Raw genomic sequence first — 16448 nt, 5'->3', positions numbered from 1 at the left:
CCGCCGCCCGCCCCGGCCCTCCAGGAGACGCCACGATGGTCGCCGCCCAGCCGACCGAGCTCGTCGCCGCGCTCGACATCGGCGGTACGAAGACGGCCGCGGCCCTGGTCGACGTCGGCGGCCGGCTTCTCGCCCGGGCCCAGCGGCCCACGCCCGCCGCCGCGGACGGTGCGACCATCGCCGCCGCCGTCACCGCGGTGCTGCGCGACCTGGCCGCCGCCGACCCCGCGGGATGGGCCCGCGTGACCGCCGTGGGCATCGGCAGCGCGGGACCCGTGGACGCCTCCGTGGGCACCGTCAGCCCCGTGAACATCCCCGGCTGGCGCGACTACCCGCTGGTGGCCGCCGTCGGCGAGGCCGCCGGCGGGCTGCCCGTGGTGCTCGTCGGCGACGGCGTCGCCATGGCCGCCGGCGAGCACTGGCAGGGCGCCGCCCGCGGCCGGTCCGCGGCGCTGTGCATGGTCGTCTCCACCGGCGTCGGCGGCGGGCTCGTCCTCGACGGCCGCCCCTACCCGGGACCCACCGGCAACTCCGGGCACATCGGCCATATCTCCGTCGACCTCGACGGCGACCCCTGCCCCTGCGGCGGCCGCGGCTGCGTCGAGCGGATCGCCTCGGGGCCGAACATCGCCCGGCGCGCTCTGGCCGCCGGCTGGACCCCGGGCCCGGACGGCGACGACACCGCCGCCGGCGTCGCCGCGGCGGCCCGCACCGGCGATCCCGTGGCGCTGGCCTCCTTCGACCGGGCCGCCAAGGCCCTGGCCGCGGGCATCGCGGCCACCGCGACGCTGGTCGAGATCGAGGCCGCGGTGATCGGCGGCGGCGTGGCAGCGGCCGGGGAGCTGCTGTTCGCACCGGTACGGCAGCACTTGAAGGCGTACGCCGCGCTGTCGTACGCCGCGGACGTGGCGGTGGTCCCGGCGCACCTCGGTACGGACGCGGGTCTGATCGGCGCCGCCGCGGCGGCGGCGCAGAAGCTGGGCCTGCGGCGGTTCACCGCACCCGGCTGACCGCCGGATGCGGTGCGGGGCAGCGGCCCGGAGCGTACGGCAGCGGGTGCTGCCGGGCCGGCGCCCCGCGGGCGGGTGCGGCGCCGCGTGCGTCAGGCGCGGCGGCGCACCCGCCCTCTTTCACGGCCGTACCCGACGGGGCGTCAGCAGGTGAACTTCGCGTCCGCCCAGTCGCCGTGGTCGTGGTTCACGCCGTCGCCGCCGTCGGTGACGACCAGCCGTACGGTCTGCGCGTCGCCGATGTCCGCGGACAGCGGCTGCGCCGCCTTGTCGCCCGTCAGCACGCCGGAGTCCGCGACCCTGGCGCCGTCCGCCCAGACCTCGAAGGACACCGAGCCGTTGGTCCCGGTCTCGTCGTCCACCCCGACCTGGGCGCTGAACGTCTCGCACTCCTCACCGGTGTAGAACCCGACGTCGCTGGCGGCGTGCACGCCCAGGCCCTTGGCGTACGTCCGACCGCCGATCGTGAGCGGCTTGCCGTCACCCGCCGGCTGCTCGCCGACGCTGGTGTCCCGCTCCACAGGACCCCAGCCGTTGCCGGCTTCCAGCCACTCCCAGTCGCTCGCGTACGTCGTCCCCGCCGGTGGGCTCGCGACCACGTACGCCGCGCCCGCCGAGGTCAGCGACACCTTCTGTCCTGACGGTGCCGCGTAGCCGGCGGAGAGCGGGAACTCCTGGCGGCCGGTATCGGCGCCCGCGGGTGCGGTGACCTGCCACGTGGTGGTCAGCTCGGCACCCGGCTTGAGCTGCTTCGCGGTGGTGGGGGAGCCGGTCTCCACCTGCCAGCCCTCGGGGGCGTCGAAGGCGACCGTGACGTTCTTCGCCGGCGTGATGCCGGTGTTGCGGAACGTCGTCGTCACCTCGGCCGCCTCGCCCGCCTCGACGTACGGCGTCGCGTCGGTGCCGAACTCGGCGGCCGGCGGGTAGGAGCCGGCGCCGTCTCCGGGCCACACGCGGTACATCACGGTCCCGTGCGCGGGCACCGACGCGGAGATCTCGCCGCCGGTGTTGTAGTCCGCGTGCTGCCACAGGTCGCGCATCCGGTAGCCCTCGGCGGCCGGCAGTCCGACGGCCTCGGCGGTGGTGGAGATGCGCTGCGGCGCGTTCGACTCGTTGAAGAGCGCCACGGCGCGGCTGCCGTCCGCCATCTCCTTGGCGACCACCCACCGGCCGCCCTCGGAGGTGACCACGGCGCCCTGCTTGCCCAGCGGGTCCTGGTCGACGGCGATGACGTCCCTGTTCTCCAGGATGTCGAACGTCGCCTCGTCGGCGGTGCGCAGGTCGGAGCCGATGAGCAGCGGCGCCGCCATGATCGACCACATCGAGAAGTGCGTGCGGTACTCGGTGTCGGTCATGCCGCCGTTGCCGACCTCCAGCATGTCCGGGTCGTTCCACCGGCCCGGGCCCGCGTACTCGGCGAGCGGCAGGTTCTGCTTCATGATGCCGAGCATGCTGGACCAGTTGTCGCTGATGTCACCGGTCGTACGCCACAGGTGCCCGACGTCCGCGGCCCACTCCCACGGCTTGTTCTGGCCCCACTCGCAGATGCTGTAGACGATGGGCCGGCCGGTGGTCTCGGAGGCGGCCTTCAGCGCGTCGCGCATCTTGGTGTACCGCTGGATGGCGTCGACGCCCTGGTTGTTGCAGTTGTCGTACTTGAGGTAGTCGATGCCCCACTCCGCGAACTGCATCGCGTCGCTCTCCTCGTGCCCGAGGGCACCGGGGAAGCCGGCGGAGTTGCAGGTCTTGGTGCCGGCGCTGGTGTAGATGCCGATCTTCAGGCCCTTGGAGTGGACGTAGTCGGCCACGGCCTTGATCCCGTCGGGGAAGCGCACGGGGTCGGGGACGAGCTTGCCGTTCGCGTCGCGCTGGGGGAGTGCCCAGCAGTCGTCGAGGTTCACGTACTCGTAGCCGGCGTCCTTCAGGCCGCGCTCGACGAAGATGTCGGCGATGCCCTTGACCATCTCGTGGTCGAACTCCGCCCGGCAGTGGGTGGAGTTCCAGTTGTTGAAGCCCATGGGCGGGGTCTTCGCGAGCCCGTCGGGCAGCCGCACGGCCGGCTGCGCCCCGGGTTGAACCGCGGGCTGGGCCCCGGGCCGAGCCGCCGGCTTCGCGGCGGCGGTCGCGCTCTGCGTCTGGGCTCCCGTGGGCGCCGCCGCGACCGGCGCGGTGAGGACCGCGCACAGCGCGACCGCTCCCGCGGCACCGATCACCGCGCGCGCGTACGGTCTGGCGGCTCTTCGTGCGGATGGCAGTTTCCGCATCGGATCCACTCCTCTGGGTGGGGGTGCTGCGAACGTGTTGGGTCATGGACGCGTCACACGAGCGTTTACGGTAGAGCTTGTTCGCTTCTGTCGGAAGAGATGCGGTAACAGTTGGCTGACACTCGGTCAAAACCCTTGACAGTGCCGGTGGGTGGAGGTGTGATCCCACAATCTTCGTTCGGTTGTGTTTGGTTAACACTCCACGGAAGGGGAGCGATGAGCGCCTCATCTTCTGCCAGCAGGACTGTAGGCCGCCCCACCACCGCACCACCGATGACGCGCCGGAGTCTGCTGCGAGGAGCCGCTCTCGGCGCCGGTGCCGTCACCCTCCCGACCCTGCTCGCCGCCTGCGGAAGCGGCCCGGGCGGGGACGGCAAGACCGTGACGCTGGGGTCGAACGCCTCCGACGAGGTGCCCCGCAAGGCGTTCCAGGACGCGTTCGACCTGTTTGAGAAGAAATCGAAGAAGAAGGTCGAGGTCAACACCGTCGACCACAACACGTTCCAGGAGAACATCAACCGCTATCTGCAGGGCCAGCCGGACGACGTGTTCATGTGGTTCGCCGGCTACCGCATGCAGTTCTTCGCCGAGCGCGGGCTGCTCACGGAGATCAGCGACCTGTGGAAGGGCTTCGACGGCTTCTCCGGCGCGCTGAAGGACCAGTCCACCGGCGCCGACGGCAAGCAGTACTTCGTGCCGTTCTACTACTACCCGTGGGCGGTCTTCTACCGGAAGAGCGTCTTCGAGCAGGGCGGCTACGAGATACCGACGACCTTCGACCAGTACACCGCCCTGGCCAAGCAGATGCAGAAGGACGGCCTGGTCCCGTTCGCCTTCGGCGACAAGGACGGCTGGCCGGCCATGGGCACGTTCGACTATCTCGACATGCGCGCCAACGGGTACGAGTTCCACAAGTCGCTGATGGCCGGCGAGGAGTCCTGGACCGACCCCCGGGTGCGCGAGGTCTTCGACCTGTGGCGCGGCCTCATGCCGTACCACGACAAGGGCGCCAACGGCCGCACCTGGCAGGAGGCCGCGCAGTCGCTGGCGCAGAAGAAGACCGGCATGGCCGTGCTCGGCCTGCCGCACCCCGGCCAGCAGTTCGCCGAGGCCGACCGCGAGGACCTCGACTTCTTCCCGTTCCCCGAGATATCCCCCGAGCACGGGCAGGACGCGGTCGAGGCGCCCATCGACGGCTTCCTGATGTCGTCCAAGGTCAAGAACGAGGAAGGCGCCCAGGAGCTGCTGAAGTTCCTCGCCACCCCGGCCGCCGAGGACGCGTATCTGAAGTCCGACCCCAACAACGTCGCCGTGCACTCCGGCGCCGACACCTCCGCCTACTCCACGCTGCAGAAGAAGGCGGCGGAGATGGTCTCGAACGCCAAACAGATATCCCAGTTCCTCGACCGGGACACCCGCCCCGACTTCGCCTCGACGGTCATGATCAAGGCGCTCCAGGACTTCATCGACGACCCGGACGACATCGACGGCCTGCTCAACGGCATCGAGAGCCAGAAGAAGACCATCTTCGCCGAGAGCCAGGAGTAGCCCGCCGTGCCGCTCGTCAACCACGCGCGGCGCACCCGACGGCGGGGTCCGAGGCGGTTCACCGCCCGCGACCTCGCCGTCATCGGCGTGCTGCTGGGCTTCACCATCCTGCTCGACCTGTTCATCATCTGGGGGCCGACCGTCGCCTCCATCACCCTCTCCTTCTCCTCCTGGGACGGCCTGTCCGACCTGAGCTGGGTCGGCGGCGACAACTACGACACGCTCGCCGGCGGCGACTACCCGCCGTTCTGGCCGGCGGTGCGCAACAACCTGCTGTGGATCGCGTTCCTGGGACTGGTCGCCACGCCCTTCGGGCTGCTGCTCGCGGTCGTCATCGACCGCGGCGTGCGCTTCTCGCGCTTCTACCAGTCCACGATCTACCTGCCGGTGGTGCTCTCCCTCGCCGTCGTCGGCTTCATCGCCCAACTGATCTTCTCCCGCGACCAGGGCGCGCTGAACGCCATCCTGGGCAACGAGAACAACCCCACCGACTGGCTCGGCGACCGCGACCTCAACATCTGGATGGTGCTGCTGGCCGCCGGCTGGCGGCACACCGGCTACGTGATGATCCTCTATCTGGCCGGACTCAAGGCGGTGGCGCCCGAGCTGAAGGAGGCCGCCGCCATCGACGGCGCGAACGAGCGGCAGACCTTCCTGCGCGTGGTCTTCCCCACCATGCGGCCGGTCAACGTCGTCGTCCTCGTCATCACCGTCATCGAAGCGCTACGCGCCTTCGACATCGTCTACGCCATCAACAAGGGCAGAAACGGCCTGGAACTGCTCTCCGTGCTCGTCACCGACAACATCATCGGCGAGGCCAGCCGCATCGGCTTCGGCTCCGCCATCGCCGTGGTGCTGCTCACCGTCTCCCTGGGATTCATCGTGACGTACCTGGTGCAGGAGATGCGCGGGGAGGAGCACCGATGACCGCCGACACACCCACAGCGACCACGCCGCGCCCCGCCGCGGCGCCGGCGGAGAAGCCGGACCGGGCGGCCGGGAAGAGGCCGCGCCGCGGCCGGTTCGGCGTGCACATCTTCCTCGGCGGGGTCTCCCTGGCCTTCCTCGCCCCGCTGCTGCTCGCCGTGTACGCCTCGCTGCGCCCGTACGAGGAGACCGCCGAGCACGGCTACTTCTCCTTCCCCCGCAAGCTGTCCTTCGACTACTACCGGCAGGCGTTCTCCGACTCGGAGATGAGCAAGTACTTCGTCAACTCGCTCATCATCGCCGTGCCCGGCGTCCTGATCGTGCTGTTCCTGGCGTCGTTCGCCGCCTTCGTGCTGGCCCGGCTGCGCATCCGCGGCGGCTTCTTCCTGCTCATCCTCTTCACCGCGGGCAACCTGCTGCCGCAGCAGGTCATCGTCACGCCGCTGTACGTGATGTTCAACCGCATCGAGCTGCCGTACTGGATGTCCGAGTCGATGACGATGTACGACTCGTACTGGGCCGTCATCTCCGTCAACGTCGGCTTCCAGCTCGGCTTCTGCATCTTCGTGCTGGCGAACTTCATGCGCGCGCTGCCCACCGAGATCCTGGAGGCGGCGGTCGTCGACGGCGCCGGGGTGTGGACCCAGTACTGGCGGATCACCCTGCCCCTGTGCCGCCCGGCGCTGGCGGCGCTGGGGACGCTGCAGTTCACCTGGATGTACAACGACTTCCTGTGGGCGCTGGTCTTCATCTCCGACGGCGACAAGCTCCCCATCACCTCGGCGCTCAACAACCTGCGCGGCCAGTTCTTCACCGACTACAACCTGCTCGCGGCCGGATCCGTGCTGGTCGCGCTGCCGACGATCATCGTCTTCCTGCTGCTGCAGCGGCACTTCATCGCCGGTCTCACGCTCGGCTCGACCAAGGGGTGACGCGGCCGGGGAAGCGGACGGCGGCCCGAGGGGGAAGGGCTACGGCGGCCCGGGGGGAGCCGTCGGTCAGCCCATCTGACCTCCGGACCGGGCCGCCGAACCCGGCCCGCGCGAGGCGGGCAGGTGGGCGTCATCCTGCCTGGTGGGCGGGGTGCGGTGGAGGGGCCGAACGGCCCCCAGCCGGACCCCGTCCGGCACGATTGGGCCGGGCATGAGCGCGTACGCGCCACGCGGCCGCCCGGCTTCGTCCCCGACCCGGCGTCATTGCGCCGGGTTACGGCGGTGTGACGTAGCCCTGCGGCCAAACTCTTCGCACGGAGTTTCCCCGGGAGCGGGTAGCGGGCAACTCTCTGGGGGCGGCTGAGAGGGGGAACATGTGATCGTCTGGTTGAACGGTGCATGGGATACGGGTCTGCGCCGCGTCGCGCACGAGCTGGTGGAGATGACGCCGGGGAGCATTCTCTACGACCCGGAGCTGACGGGCGGGCAACTGCGCGCACTGCTGCCGCAGAAGCGCCTGGACGAGGTGGGCGACGAGCGGGAGCTGCCGTCGTGGCGCCGGCTGGTGGTCGAGACGGCGGCGGCGCTGCTGGCGGAGGCGGACGGTCCGCTCGTGGTGCCGGCGGCGCTGTGGCGCGAGGAGCACCGCGACGAGATCTTCGGCAGGCTGGCCTCGCGCGGCTTTGAAGTACGCCATTTGCTGGTCTCTTTTGACGAAACGATCCTGCACACCGGGTCCTTCCCGCACTGGCTCGCCGGTGACGCTCATCTCGTCGACACCGCAGGTCAGAGTGCACGCGAGGCCGCCGAGGAGATCGCCTCCTGCCTCGGCGCCGGGGCCGGATACTGCGACATCGTGCAGAACTCCGAGCCCACCGGCGAGACGCTCGCCGCCGGCGTGCTGCTCTTCGATGAGGACGACCGGGTGCTCCTCGTCGACCCCACGTACAAGCCGGGCTGGGAGTTCCCCGGCGGCGTCGTCGAGCCCGGCGAGGCGCCGGCGCGCGGCGGCGTCCGGGAGGTGGCGGAGGAGCTGGGGCTGAGCCTGCGGCGGGCGCCGCGGCTGCTGGTCGTGGACTGGGAGCCGCCCCGGCCGCCCGAGTACGGCGGGCTGCGGCTGCTCTACGACGGCGGGCGGCTGGGCCCCGCGGAGGCGGCCGGTGTGCTGCTGCCGGGTCCGGAGCTGCGCGCCTGGCGGTTCGTCACGGAGGACGAGGCGGGCGGGCTGCTGCCGTCGGTGCGGTTCAGCCGGTTGCGCTGGGCGCTGCGGGCGCGGCGGCAGGGGGCGGCGGTCTACCTGGAGGGCGGGGCGCCGGTCGCGGACGGGGCGTAGCCCTAGGGGGACGCGAGGAAGCGAGGGCGCGAGGGAGCGAGGGCTGCGGAGCGCGAGGGACGTGGCGGGACGGCGGGGTGGCCGTGGCAACCCCATTGGCCCTGCTATTGCCCCATTCAGCAGTTTTTGAGTGAGTGTCACCGGCTCCGGCTGCATAGCGTCTCTGCTAGCGGCGGCCCACGTCGTCGCGTCCCCCACTTCAGGAGCGAACGACCGATGCGGATCATATCCACGGCGCTGGCCGCCGCGGCCGTCGGTGCCCTCGCCGCCGGCCTCACGGCCACGGTGGCGACGGCGCAGGGCAACGACGACAACATCACCTCCTTCGGCTTCACGGTCTCCCCCAAGACGGTCAAGCCGGGCGGCACTGTCGAGCTGACCGTGACCGAGTGCGAGAAGGAAGCCACGGCCTCGTCGGCGGTCTTCGACAAGACGGCCCTCGGCACCGGCGGCGGCACCCAGAGCGCGCAGGTGGTGGTCGACCTGGACGCCAAGCCGGGCGCCGCCTTCGACGTGACGTTCACCTGCGGCGCCGAGTCCGGCACCGCACCGCTGACCATCGCGGGCGCCGGTGGCGGCAAGTCGGAGATCGGCGCCACGTCCAGGCCGCGTCAGCAACAGGGCAAGGAGGCGACCCAGTCGGCGCTCCCGTCGCAGCCGGGGAAGGAGGGCGCGGAGCCCGCCGAGCCGGGCAAGGAAGCGGTCCGCCCCGCCGAGCCCGAGCAGCAGGCGAAGCCGGCCCATCCGGCCCGCGGCGGCCTCGGCGGCTCCCAGGAGGACCACACCGTGATGCTCTCCGGCGGCGCCGGGCTGACCGCGGCCGGCGCGTTCGGCGGGGCCCTGCTGCTACGCCGCCGGGAGACGCCCGGCGACGACTGAGCCGGCGCAGGCACCGGTCCGCATCGCGCGTGCCGCCCCGCGGCCCCCGGGCCGCGGGGCGCACGATGCTCCCGTACGCCGCCCCGCGCCCCTTCCCGCGTGGCTCCCCGCGCTCCCTCGGGCAGAAACGGTCCGCACCATGCACGAGCAACGCACCATCGACCCGTACGCCGCGATGCCCTACGGCATGACCCCGCACGGCACGCTGCCCCACGACACGACCGGGTACGGCGCCACCCCGAACGGCACCGCGCCCGGCGGCCCGCCCCCTGACCCCGGCGGCGACGGCGGGGGCGGGGGCGGCCGGAGCGTGGCCGGCACGCTGCGCAACAGGTTCGCCGCGGGCGTCGTCATCTGCGTCATGCTCCTGGGCATCGGGATGATCCACACCGCGCTCACCGGCGGCTTCGGCCCGCCGCAGCCCTCCGCGGAGAGCGCCCTGGCCGACGACGGCCCGCCCGCGCACCCGCCGCTGGCCGCCTCGCGGCCGGCCACGATCCGGATCCCCGCCATCGGCGTCGACGCACCGCTGACCGACGTCGGTCTCGACCCCGACGGCTGGCTCGCCGCGCCGCCGCCCGGCGTGCGCAACCTCGCCGGCTGGTACCGGGACGCCGCCACCCCCGGCGCCACCGGCACCGCCGTCGTCACCGGGCACGTCGACGACGCGGCCGGACCCGCCGTCTTCTACCGCCTCGGCGGCCTGAAGCGCGGCGACGTCGTCAAGGTCGACCGGGAGGACGGCAGCACGGCGGAGTTCACCGTCTACGCCGTCGAGGTCTTCGACGCCGCCGACTTCCCCAGCCGGCGCGTCTACGGCGACACCGACCGGGCCGAACTCCGCGTGCTCACCTGCGGCGGCCGCTACCGCGACGGGAACGACCCCGGCTACGAGGGCAACGTCGTCGTCTTCGCCCGGCTCACGGACGTCGCCTGACGCCCGCGCCGGCAGACGTACCCCGCCGGCCTGTTTCCCGGACCGGCCGTCCGGGGCGGATTCCCCGGACCGGCTCGCCGAAGCCGGCGCCCGGCCGCCCGGCCGCGGGGCCGCCGTCGCCGGCCCGCGGACTCAGTCCTCGCGCCCGGCCGCGTACCGGTGCAGGAACAGCGCCTCCGCGAACGACAGCCGCTCCAGCTCCTCCGGCGACACGCTCTCGTTCACCGCGTGGATCTGCGCCTCCGGCTCGGAGAGCCCGATGAGCAGGATCTCCGCCCGCGGGTACAGCTCGGCCAGGGTGTTGCACAGCGGGATAGTCCCGCCCTGCCCGGCGACCTGCATCTCCTCGCCCGGGTACGCCGCACGCAGCGCCTCGGCCATCGCGCGGTACGCGGGGCTGGTGACGTCGGCGCGGAACGGCTCGCCCGAGCCGTACGACTCGGTGGTCACCCGTACGCCCCAGGGCGCGTGCGCCTCGAAGTGCGCCGTCAGGCGCTCCGTCGCCTCCGCCGAGTCGTGGCCCGGCGGCAGCCGCAGGCTCACCAGCGCCGCGGCGGTGGCCTGCACCGAGGGCGTCGCCTCGGCCACCGAGGGAACGTCCATCCCGATCACCGACACCGCGGGGCTGGCCCAGATGCGGTCCGCGACGCTGCCCGTGCCGATCAGCTCCACGCCGTCCAGCACCTTGGCGTCGCGGCGGAAGGTTTCCTCCGGGTAGGCCAGGCCGTCCCACCGGGAACCGGGCGCCAGGCCGTCGACCGTGGTCGAGCCGTCGGGGGCGCGCAGCGAGTCGAGGATCCGGATGAGGGCGCCGAGGGCGTCCGGGGCGGCGCCGCCGAACTGCCCCGAGTGCAGGTTCCCCGCCAGCGCGTCCACCTGCACGCGCAGCATCGTCATGCCGCGCAGCGTGGCCGTGACCGTGGGCAGCCCGACGCGGAAGTTGCCGACGTCGCCGATGACGATCGTGTCGGCGGCCAGCAACTCCGGGTGCTGCTCGGCGTACTGCTGCAGCCCGCCGGTGCCCTGCTCCTCCGAGCCCTCCACGATGACCTTGACCGAGACCGGCACGCCGCCGTTCTCGCGCAGCGCGCGCAGCGCGGTCAGATGCATGAGGACGCCGCCCTTGCAGTCCGCGGCGCCGCGCCCGTACCACCGGCCGTCGCGCTCGGTCAGCTCGAACGGCGGGCTGAGCCACGCGGATTCGTCGAGCGGCGGCTGTACGTCGTAGTGGGCGTAGAGCAGCACCGTGGGGGCGCCGGCCGGTCCTGGCAGGTACCCGTACACCGAACGGGTGCCGTCCGGGGTGTCGAGCAGCCGCACGTCCGTGAAGCCCTCGGCGGTCAGCGAGTCGGTGATCCAGTGGGCGGCGGCGTCGGATTCGGTCGCCGGGAAGCGCTCCGGATCGATGAGCGCGACCGAGCGGAAGGAGACCAACTCGGCCAGTTCGGTGCGGGCGCGCGGCAGCAGACCGGCGACGGTGCCGGCGAGCCGATCGGTGTCCATGGGAACGCTCCTCGGGCGAACTGCGTTGTGTCCTGCGGTGTCGGGTCCCGGAATCGGGGCGAGCGGTGACGATCATCGCACAGCGGTACGTCGTTCTAGGATGCGGCAGGTGGGCGCCCCCGGGCGGGGGAGGCCGGAAACAGGAGCAGAGAGCCAACGTGACCAGCGAGAACGAGGCGGGCAACGAAGCGGGCGAAGCGGCGGACGGCCGTTCGCCGGGCGACGCACGGGACGCGGCGGGGGAGGCGGCGCCGGACGAAGGGGCCGCGAAGACGCCGCCGGTGGCGCCCGGTACTGAGACCGGTGCCGAGGCCGGTGCGGAGACCGGTGCCGAGGCCCGTGCGGAGGTCGGCGCCGAGGCCCGTGCCGAGGGCGGGGGAGAAGCCGGCGGGGAGCCGAAGGTCTGGGACGTCGTGGTGATCGGCGCCGGCCCCGCCGGTGCCTCCGCGGCGTACGCCGCCGCCGGACAGGGCCGCAGCGTCCTGCTCCTGGAGCGCTCGGAGCTGCCGCGCTACAAGACCTGCGGCGGCGGCATCATCGGGCTGTCCCGCGAGGCGCTCCCCGACGGCGTCGAACTGCCGCTGCGCGACCGCGTCAACGCCGTGACGTTCACCATGCGCGGCCGCCTCGGCCGCACGCGCCGCTCCCGCCGCACCCTGTTCGGGCTCGTCAACCGCGCCGAGCTGGACGCCCGGCTCGCCGAGGCCGCGCAGAGCGCGGGGGCGCGGCTGCGTACGGGCGTGACCGTCGCGCGGGTCGAGCAGCACGGGCCCGACGTGCCGGACCGGCGCACGGTGGCCGTGCACCTGTCGGGCGGCGAGAAGGTGCTGGCCCGTGCCGTGGTCGGCGCGGACGGCAGCGCGGGGCGGACCAGCAGCCACGTCGGCGTGGAGCTGGAGCAGGTGGACCTGGGTCTGGAGGCGGAGATCCCGGTGCCGCCGGAGGTCGCCGACGACTGGCGCGGCCGGGTGCTCATCGACTGGGGCCCGCTGCCCGGGAGTTACGGCTGGGTCTTCCCCAAGGGCGACACGCTGACGGTCGGTGTGATCTCCGCCCGCGGCGACGGCGCCGCGACGAAGCGCTATCTGGAGGAGTTCACCGCCCGGCTCGGGCTTGCGGGCTTCGAGCCGAGCCTGTCGTCGGGCCACCTCACGCGCTGCCGGGCGCACAACTCGCCGCTGTCCCGCGGCCGGGTCGTCGTCTGCGGCGACGCCGCGGGACTGCTGGAGCCGTGGACCCGGGAGGGCATCTCGTACGCGCTGCGCTCCGGCCGGCTCGCGGGGGAGTGGGCGGTGCGGATCGCCGAGGCCCAGGACGCGGTGGACGCGCGGCGCCAGGCGCTCAACTACGCGTTCGCCGTGAAGGCCGGCCTCGGCGTGGAGATGGCGGTCGGACGGCGGATGCTGGCGGCCTTCGAGCGGCACCCCGCGGTGTTCCACGCGGCGCTGACCGGATTCCGGCCGGCGTGGCACATGTTCACGAAGGTCACGCAGGGGTCGACGACGCTCGGCGAGATCGTCCGCACCCACCCCGTGGCCCACCGGGCGCTGTGGCTGCTGGACCGGAAGAGCGCGCTCAACGGGTCTCGGTGAGGCGGAAGACCGGGTGGTCGGGCGCGGCGGCGAGCAGCTCCTCGTCGGAGGACTCCGCCGTCACCCCCTTGAAGTACTGGTTGACCTCCCAGCCCCAGCGCTTGAGGTAGCTGCGCAGCACGGGCACGGCGACGGCGGGCGGCAGCTCCTCGACGGTGAAGGCGCGCACCTTGCGGCCGACGCGGAGCTCGCCGCCGCCGGCCGCGCGCATGTTGCGGACCCACTGGGAGTGGCCGCGGGCGGAGACGAGGTACCGGTCGCCGTCGTGCTCGTGCAGGTTGACGGGCAGGCGCAGCATATTGCCCGACTTGCGGCCGCGTACGGACAGCTCCGTGGTGCCCATGATGCTGACGCCGTGGCGGGCGAGCCAGCCCACCACCTTGTTGAGCCGCGTGGCCACGGGGCCGGTCTTGAGGTAGTAGGGCTGCGTGGTCATCGTGACCTCCTGGGGTGAGCGCTGATCTGAACCGAGAGCACTGCTCTCTCTGGAGAGCAGTGTGCACTAGAGCGGTGGTCCAAATCAAGAGCACTGATCTCGTTTCTGTGCGCCGATCTCGTTTGTGTGCACTGCTCTCCCGATGGCAGACTGGGCCCCATGACGAGGGTCACAGGAGCCAGGGAGCGCGCCCGCACCGAGATCGCCGAGAGCATCAAGGCCGAGGCCAGGCGCCAGCTCGCCGACGCGGGAGCCGCCCGCCTCTCGCTGCGCGCCGTCGCCCGCGAGCTGGGCATGGTCTCCTCGGCGCTCTACCGCTATTACCCCTGCCGCGACGACCTCCTCACCGCGCTGATCATCGACGCCTACGACGCCGTCGGCGCCGCGGTGGAGCGCGCCGTCGCCGCCGCGCCCGCCGCCGACCCCGTCGTCCGCTGGACCGCCGCCTGCCAGGCCGTACGCCGCTGGGGGCTGGCCCACCCGCACGAGTACGCCCTCCTCTACGGCTCCCCGGTCCCCGGCTACGCCGCCCCCGAGACCACCACCGCCCACGCCTCCCGCGTCGCCCGCGCGCTCGTCGGCGTCGCCGAGGACGCCGACGACGCCGGGCTGCTCCACCCCGCGACCGTCGAGTCCGCCGACGTGCTCCGCGACGCCGAGCGACTGGTGCGCCGCCTGGACGTACGGCTGCCCCCGGCGGCGATGGCGCGGCTGGTCGCCGCCTGGTCGCAGCTCTTCGGCCTCGTCGGCTTCGAGGTGTTCGGCCAGTTCCACGAGGTCGTCCACGCCCGCGAGGAGTTCTTCGAGCGGGCCGCCGCGGACCTGGGCCGCGGCATAGGGCTGCGCGCCCCCGCCGCGTAGCCGCCCCGAGGCGGGCCGGCCGTGACCGCCCCGGGCCCCGCGTCCCCGGGGCCCGGCATCGCGTGCCTGCTGCAACCACCGGCCTCACCCCCGCTGAGCAGGTACTCCACCGGGAGTACGCCGGGTGTCCGCGTACGGCTGACGCCCGAAGGCGCCGCCGCCGGTTAGCGTTTCAGCCATGCGACGCGGAGGACCCCCGTGGTGGGGACGGGACGACGAGGCCGGCGGCCGGCGGTGGCCGGGGCCCCCGTTCGGCGGGCCCCACGCCCCCGGCGGCCCGCGCACCGCCCCCGACGACGGCGGCCGCCTGCCCGGCATGCTCCGCTGGCTGCCCAGCCGCGACCGCCTCCCCTGGCGCTCCACCCTCTTCCTGACCTTCTTCATGGTCATCGGCACCCGCGGCGCCGCCCAGGCCACCGACCGCGTCGACCCCTTCCCCGGCGCCATCGGCTTCCTCCTCGCCGCCGCCGTCCTCCTCCTGCTGCGCCACCGCTACCCGCGCACCGCCGCCTTCGGCACCGTCGCCGTCTGCCTCGGCTATCTGGCCACGGGCTTCCCGTACGGGCCGATCTTCCTCAGCGCCGCCGTGGCCTGCTTCGCCGCCATCTCGGTGGGGGAGCGGCACGCCGTCTGGGGGGCGCTCGCGCTGCTCTTCGCCGGCCACGTCGCGTACACCTCCGTCCTCTACCGCTGGCTGCCGCCGAGCGACGACGGCGGCGGCCACTGGGGCCAGGTGCTGTTCGTCATCGCCTGGGTGCTGGCGGTGGTCGCGGGCGGGGAGTTGATGCGTACGCGCCGCGAGCAGTGGGCCGCCGCCCGGGCCGAGCGCGAGGAGGCCAAGCGCCGCCGCGCCGACGAGGAGCGGCTGCGCATCGCCCGCGAGCTGCACGACGTGCTGGCGCACAGCATCTCCGTCATCAACATCCAGGCGGGAGTGGGCCTCGCGCTCCTCGACCAGCAGCCCGAGAAGGCCCGCGAGGCGCTGACCACGATCAAGTCCGCCAGCAAGGAAGCCCTCGGCGAGGTCCGCCAGGTGCTCGACGCGCTGCGCACCCCCGGCGGCGCCCCGCGCTCGCCCGCCCCCGGCCTCGACCGGCTCGGCGAGCTGAAGGAGCAGGCCGCCGCGGCCGGCCTCACCGTGGACGTCACCGTCGAGGGGGAGCGGGCCGCGCTGCCGCCGGGCACCGAACTGGCCGCGTTCCGCATCGTGCAGGAGGCGCTGACCAACGTCGTCCGCCACTCCGGCTCGCGCACCGCCCGCGTCCTGGTCCGCCACGCCCCCGGCGAGCTGGAGCTCCAGATCGACGACGAAGGACCCGCCACCGCGAGCGGCCTCACCGGCGGCGGCAACGGCCTGGTCGGCATGCGCGAGCGCGCCTCCGCACTCGGCGGCACCGTCGAGGCCGCCACCCGCGCCGACGGCGGCTTCCGGGTACGGGCCCGCATCCCGCTCCCGGCGGATACCGTGAGCGCCGGCCGCGAGACCCCCGCCCGCCACACCCCAGAGGAGCGCCAGTGATCCGCGTGATGCTCGCCGACGACCAGGTGCTCGTACGGGCCGGCTTCAGCGCCCTCCTCGACGCCCAGCAGGACCTGGAGGTGTGCGGCGAGGCGGCGGACGGCGAGCAGGCGGTGGCCCTCGTCCGCGAACAGCGCCCGGACGTCGTCCTGATGGACATCCGCATGCCGGTCCTCGACGGCCTGGAGGCCACCCGCAGGATCACCCGCGACCCGGACCTGGCGGGCGTCAAGGTCGTCATGCTCACCACCTTCGAGCTGGACGAGTACGTCTTCGAGGCGATCCGCTCCGGCGCCTCCGGCTTCCTGGTCAAGGACACCGAGCCGGAGGAACTGGTGCGCGCGGTACGGGCCGTGGTCGAGGGCGACGCGCTGCTCTCCCCGGGCGTCACCCGCCGGCTGATCTCCGAGTTCGCCGCCCGCTCCAAGGAGCCCGCGGCGGCGGCGGCGCTGGACGAGCTGACCGAGCGCGAGCGGGAGGTCATGGCGCTGGTGGGCATGGGCCTGTCGAACGACGAGATCGCCCGCCGCCTGGTGGTCAGCCCGCTGACGGCGAAGACGCACGTGAGCCGGACCATGGTCAAGCTCGGCGTGCGGGACCGGGCCCAACTGGTGGTGCAGGCGTACGAGTCGGGGCTGGTACGCCCCGGCTGGCTCGGCTGATCCCGGGCCGCCCGCACTCAGCCGGGCGCCCCCGCCCGTACCGGG

14 protein-coding genes are annotated in these 16448 nt (G+C 73.1%); 11 read left to right on the top strand and 3 right to left on the bottom strand.

What is annotated here, in order from left to right; genetic code table 11:
- Positions 1-35 precede the first annotated feature (35 nt).
- On the top strand, positions 36-1010 hold the full coding sequence (locus ACFYVJ_RS04085; protein ID WP_388886413.1) for an ROK family protein: 975 nt from the start codon (positions 36-38) through the stop codon (positions 1008-1010).
- 143 nt (positions 1011-1153) lie between these two features.
- On the opposite strand, the gene ACFYVJ_RS04080 is transcribed toward ACFYVJ_RS04085, so the two are convergent.
- Entirely contained in the window at positions 1154-3274 is a 2121-nt protein-coding gene (locus ACFYVJ_RS04080) for an NPCBM/NEW2 domain-containing protein (RefSeq protein ID WP_388886411.1), read from the bottom strand.
- 273 nt (positions 3275-3547) lie between these two features.
- On the opposite strand from ACFYVJ_RS04080, the gene ACFYVJ_RS04075 reads away from it, so the two are divergent.
- From ACFYVJ_RS04075 to ACFYVJ_RS04050, 6 genes are all read left to right on the top strand, one after another.
- Positions 3548-4822: an ABC transporter substrate-binding protein gene (locus ACFYVJ_RS04075; RefSeq protein ID WP_388886410.1), complete on the top strand. Its 1275-nt coding sequence runs from the start codon at positions 3548-3550 to the stop codon at positions 4820-4822.
- 6 nt (positions 4823-4828) lie between these two features.
- Positions 4829-5749 carry a carbohydrate ABC transporter permease gene (locus tag ACFYVJ_RS04070; RefSeq protein ID WP_388886408.1) on the top strand — a complete coding sequence of 307 codons (921 nt, stop codon included), beginning with the start codon at positions 4829-4831 and terminating at the stop codon, positions 5747-5749.
- Positions 5746-6681 carry a carbohydrate ABC transporter permease gene (locus tag ACFYVJ_RS04065; RefSeq protein ID WP_388886406.1) on the top strand — a complete coding sequence of 312 codons (936 nt, stop codon included), beginning with the start codon at positions 5746-5748 and terminating at the stop codon, positions 6679-6681. Before ACFYVJ_RS04070 ends, ACFYVJ_RS04065 begins: the two co-directional genes overlap by 4 nt.
- Before the next feature lie 376 nt (positions 6682-7057).
- The gene (locus ACFYVJ_RS04060; protein WP_388886404.1) at positions 7058-8014 is read left to right on the top strand and encodes an NUDIX domain-containing protein; all 957 of its coding nucleotides are present in this window, start codon (positions 7058-7060) and stop codon (positions 8012-8014) included.
- A gap of 216 nt (positions 8015-8230) precedes the next feature.
- On the top strand, positions 8231-8893 hold the full coding sequence (locus ACFYVJ_RS04055) for a hypothetical protein (protein ID WP_388886403.1): 663 nt from the start codon (positions 8231-8233) through the stop codon (positions 8891-8893).
- Between the two features lie 139 nt (positions 8894-9032).
- Positions 9033-9830 (top strand): class F sortase, encoded by a 798-nt coding sequence (locus ACFYVJ_RS04050; protein ID WP_388886401.1) that lies wholly within the window; start codon positions 9033-9035, stop codon positions 9828-9830.
- 132 nt (positions 9831-9962) lie between these two features.
- On the opposite strand, the gene ACFYVJ_RS04045 is transcribed toward ACFYVJ_RS04050, so the two are convergent.
- Positions 9963-11333 carry a dipeptidase gene (locus ACFYVJ_RS04045; protein ID WP_388886400.1) on the bottom strand — a complete coding sequence of 457 codons (1371 nt, stop codon included), beginning with the start codon at positions 11331-11333 and terminating at the stop codon, positions 9963-9965.
- 158 nt (positions 11334-11491) lie between these two features.
- Here ACFYVJ_RS04045 and ACFYVJ_RS04040 point away from each other — a divergent pair, with 158 nt between their 5' ends.
- The gene (locus ACFYVJ_RS04040; RefSeq protein ID WP_388886398.1) at positions 11492-12925 is read left to right on the top strand and encodes a geranylgeranyl reductase family protein; all 1434 of its coding nucleotides are present in this window, start codon (positions 11492-11494) and stop codon (positions 12923-12925) included.
- Here the strand turns inward: ACFYVJ_RS04040 and ACFYVJ_RS04035 are convergent.
- Positions 12909-13361, bottom strand: coding sequence for a nitroreductase family deazaflavin-dependent oxidoreductase (locus ACFYVJ_RS04035; protein WP_388886397.1), 453 nt, complete (start codon positions 13359-13361; stop codon positions 12909-12911). The two genes, ACFYVJ_RS04040 and ACFYVJ_RS04035, sit on opposite strands and share 17 nt — an antisense overlap.
- Before the next feature lie 159 nt (positions 13362-13520).
- Here ACFYVJ_RS04035 and ACFYVJ_RS04030 point away from each other — a divergent pair, with 159 nt between their 5' ends.
- The 3 genes from ACFYVJ_RS04030 (at position 13521) to ACFYVJ_RS04020 (ending at position 16403) form a co-directional block, all read left to right on the top strand.
- Positions 13521-14222, top strand: coding sequence for a TetR/AcrR family transcriptional regulator (locus ACFYVJ_RS04030; RefSeq protein ID WP_388886395.1), 702 nt, complete (start codon positions 13521-13523; stop codon positions 14220-14222).
- A 178-nt stretch (positions 14223-14400) separates the two neighbouring features.
- Complete coding sequence (locus ACFYVJ_RS04025; protein WP_388886393.1) at positions 14401-15741, top strand: sensor histidine kinase; 1341 nt, start codon at positions 14401-14403, stop codon at positions 15739-15741.
- Positions 15738-16403: a response regulator gene (locus ACFYVJ_RS04020; protein WP_388886391.1), complete on the top strand. Its 666-nt coding sequence runs from the start codon at positions 15738-15740 to the stop codon at positions 16401-16403. Before ACFYVJ_RS04025 ends, ACFYVJ_RS04020 begins: the two co-directional genes overlap by 4 nt.
- The last annotated feature ends 45 nt before the right edge of the window (positions 16404-16448 follow it).

It is taken from the genome of Streptomyces sp. NPDC004134, assembly GCF_042874195.1.
In the GTDB taxonomy this organism is placed as follows: Bacteria; Actinomycetota; Actinomycetes; order Streptomycetales; family Streptomycetaceae; genus Streptomyces.
This window is presented reverse-complemented; position numbering and strand designations above follow the sequence as displayed.

What these genes read in the sequence shown, in the direction of transcription:
- ACFYVJ_RS04085 (WP_388886413.1), top strand. Translation starts at nt 36, where the DNA reads ATGGTCGCCGCCCAGCCGACCGAGCTCGTCGCCGCGCTCGACATCGGC.
- ACFYVJ_RS04080 (WP_388886411.1), bottom strand. Translation starts at nt 3,274, where the DNA reads ATGCGGAAACTGCCATCCGCACGAAGAGCCGCCAGACCGTACGCGCGC.
- ACFYVJ_RS04075 (WP_388886410.1), top strand. Translation starts at nt 3,548, where the DNA reads ATGACGCGCCGGAGTCTGCTGCGAGGAGCCGCTCTCGGCGCCGGTGCC.
- ACFYVJ_RS04065 (WP_388886406.1), top strand. Translation starts at nt 5,746, where the DNA reads ATGACCGCCGACACACCCACAGCGACCACGCCGCGCCCCGCCGCGGCG.
- ACFYVJ_RS04055 (WP_388886403.1), top strand. Translation starts at nt 8,231, where the DNA reads ATGCGGATCATATCCACGGCGCTGGCCGCCGCGGCCGTCGGTGCCCTC.
- ACFYVJ_RS04050 (WP_388886401.1), top strand. Translation starts at nt 9,033, where the DNA reads ATGCACGAGCAACGCACCATCGACCCGTACGCCGCGATGCCCTACGGC.
- ACFYVJ_RS04045 (WP_388886400.1), bottom strand. Translation starts at nt 11,333, where the DNA reads ATGGACACCGATCGGCTCGCCGGCACCGTCGCCGGTCTGCTGCCGCGC.
- ACFYVJ_RS04035 (WP_388886397.1), bottom strand. Translation starts at nt 13,361, where the DNA reads ATGACCACGCAGCCCTACTACCTCAAGACCGGCCCCGTGGCCACGCGG.
- ACFYVJ_RS04030 (WP_388886395.1), top strand. Translation starts at nt 13,521, where the DNA reads ATGACGAGGGTCACAGGAGCCAGGGAGCGCGCCCGCACCGAGATCGCC.
- ACFYVJ_RS04025 (WP_388886393.1), top strand. Translation starts at nt 14,401, where the DNA reads ATGCGACGCGGAGGACCCCCGTGGTGGGGACGGGACGACGAGGCCGGC.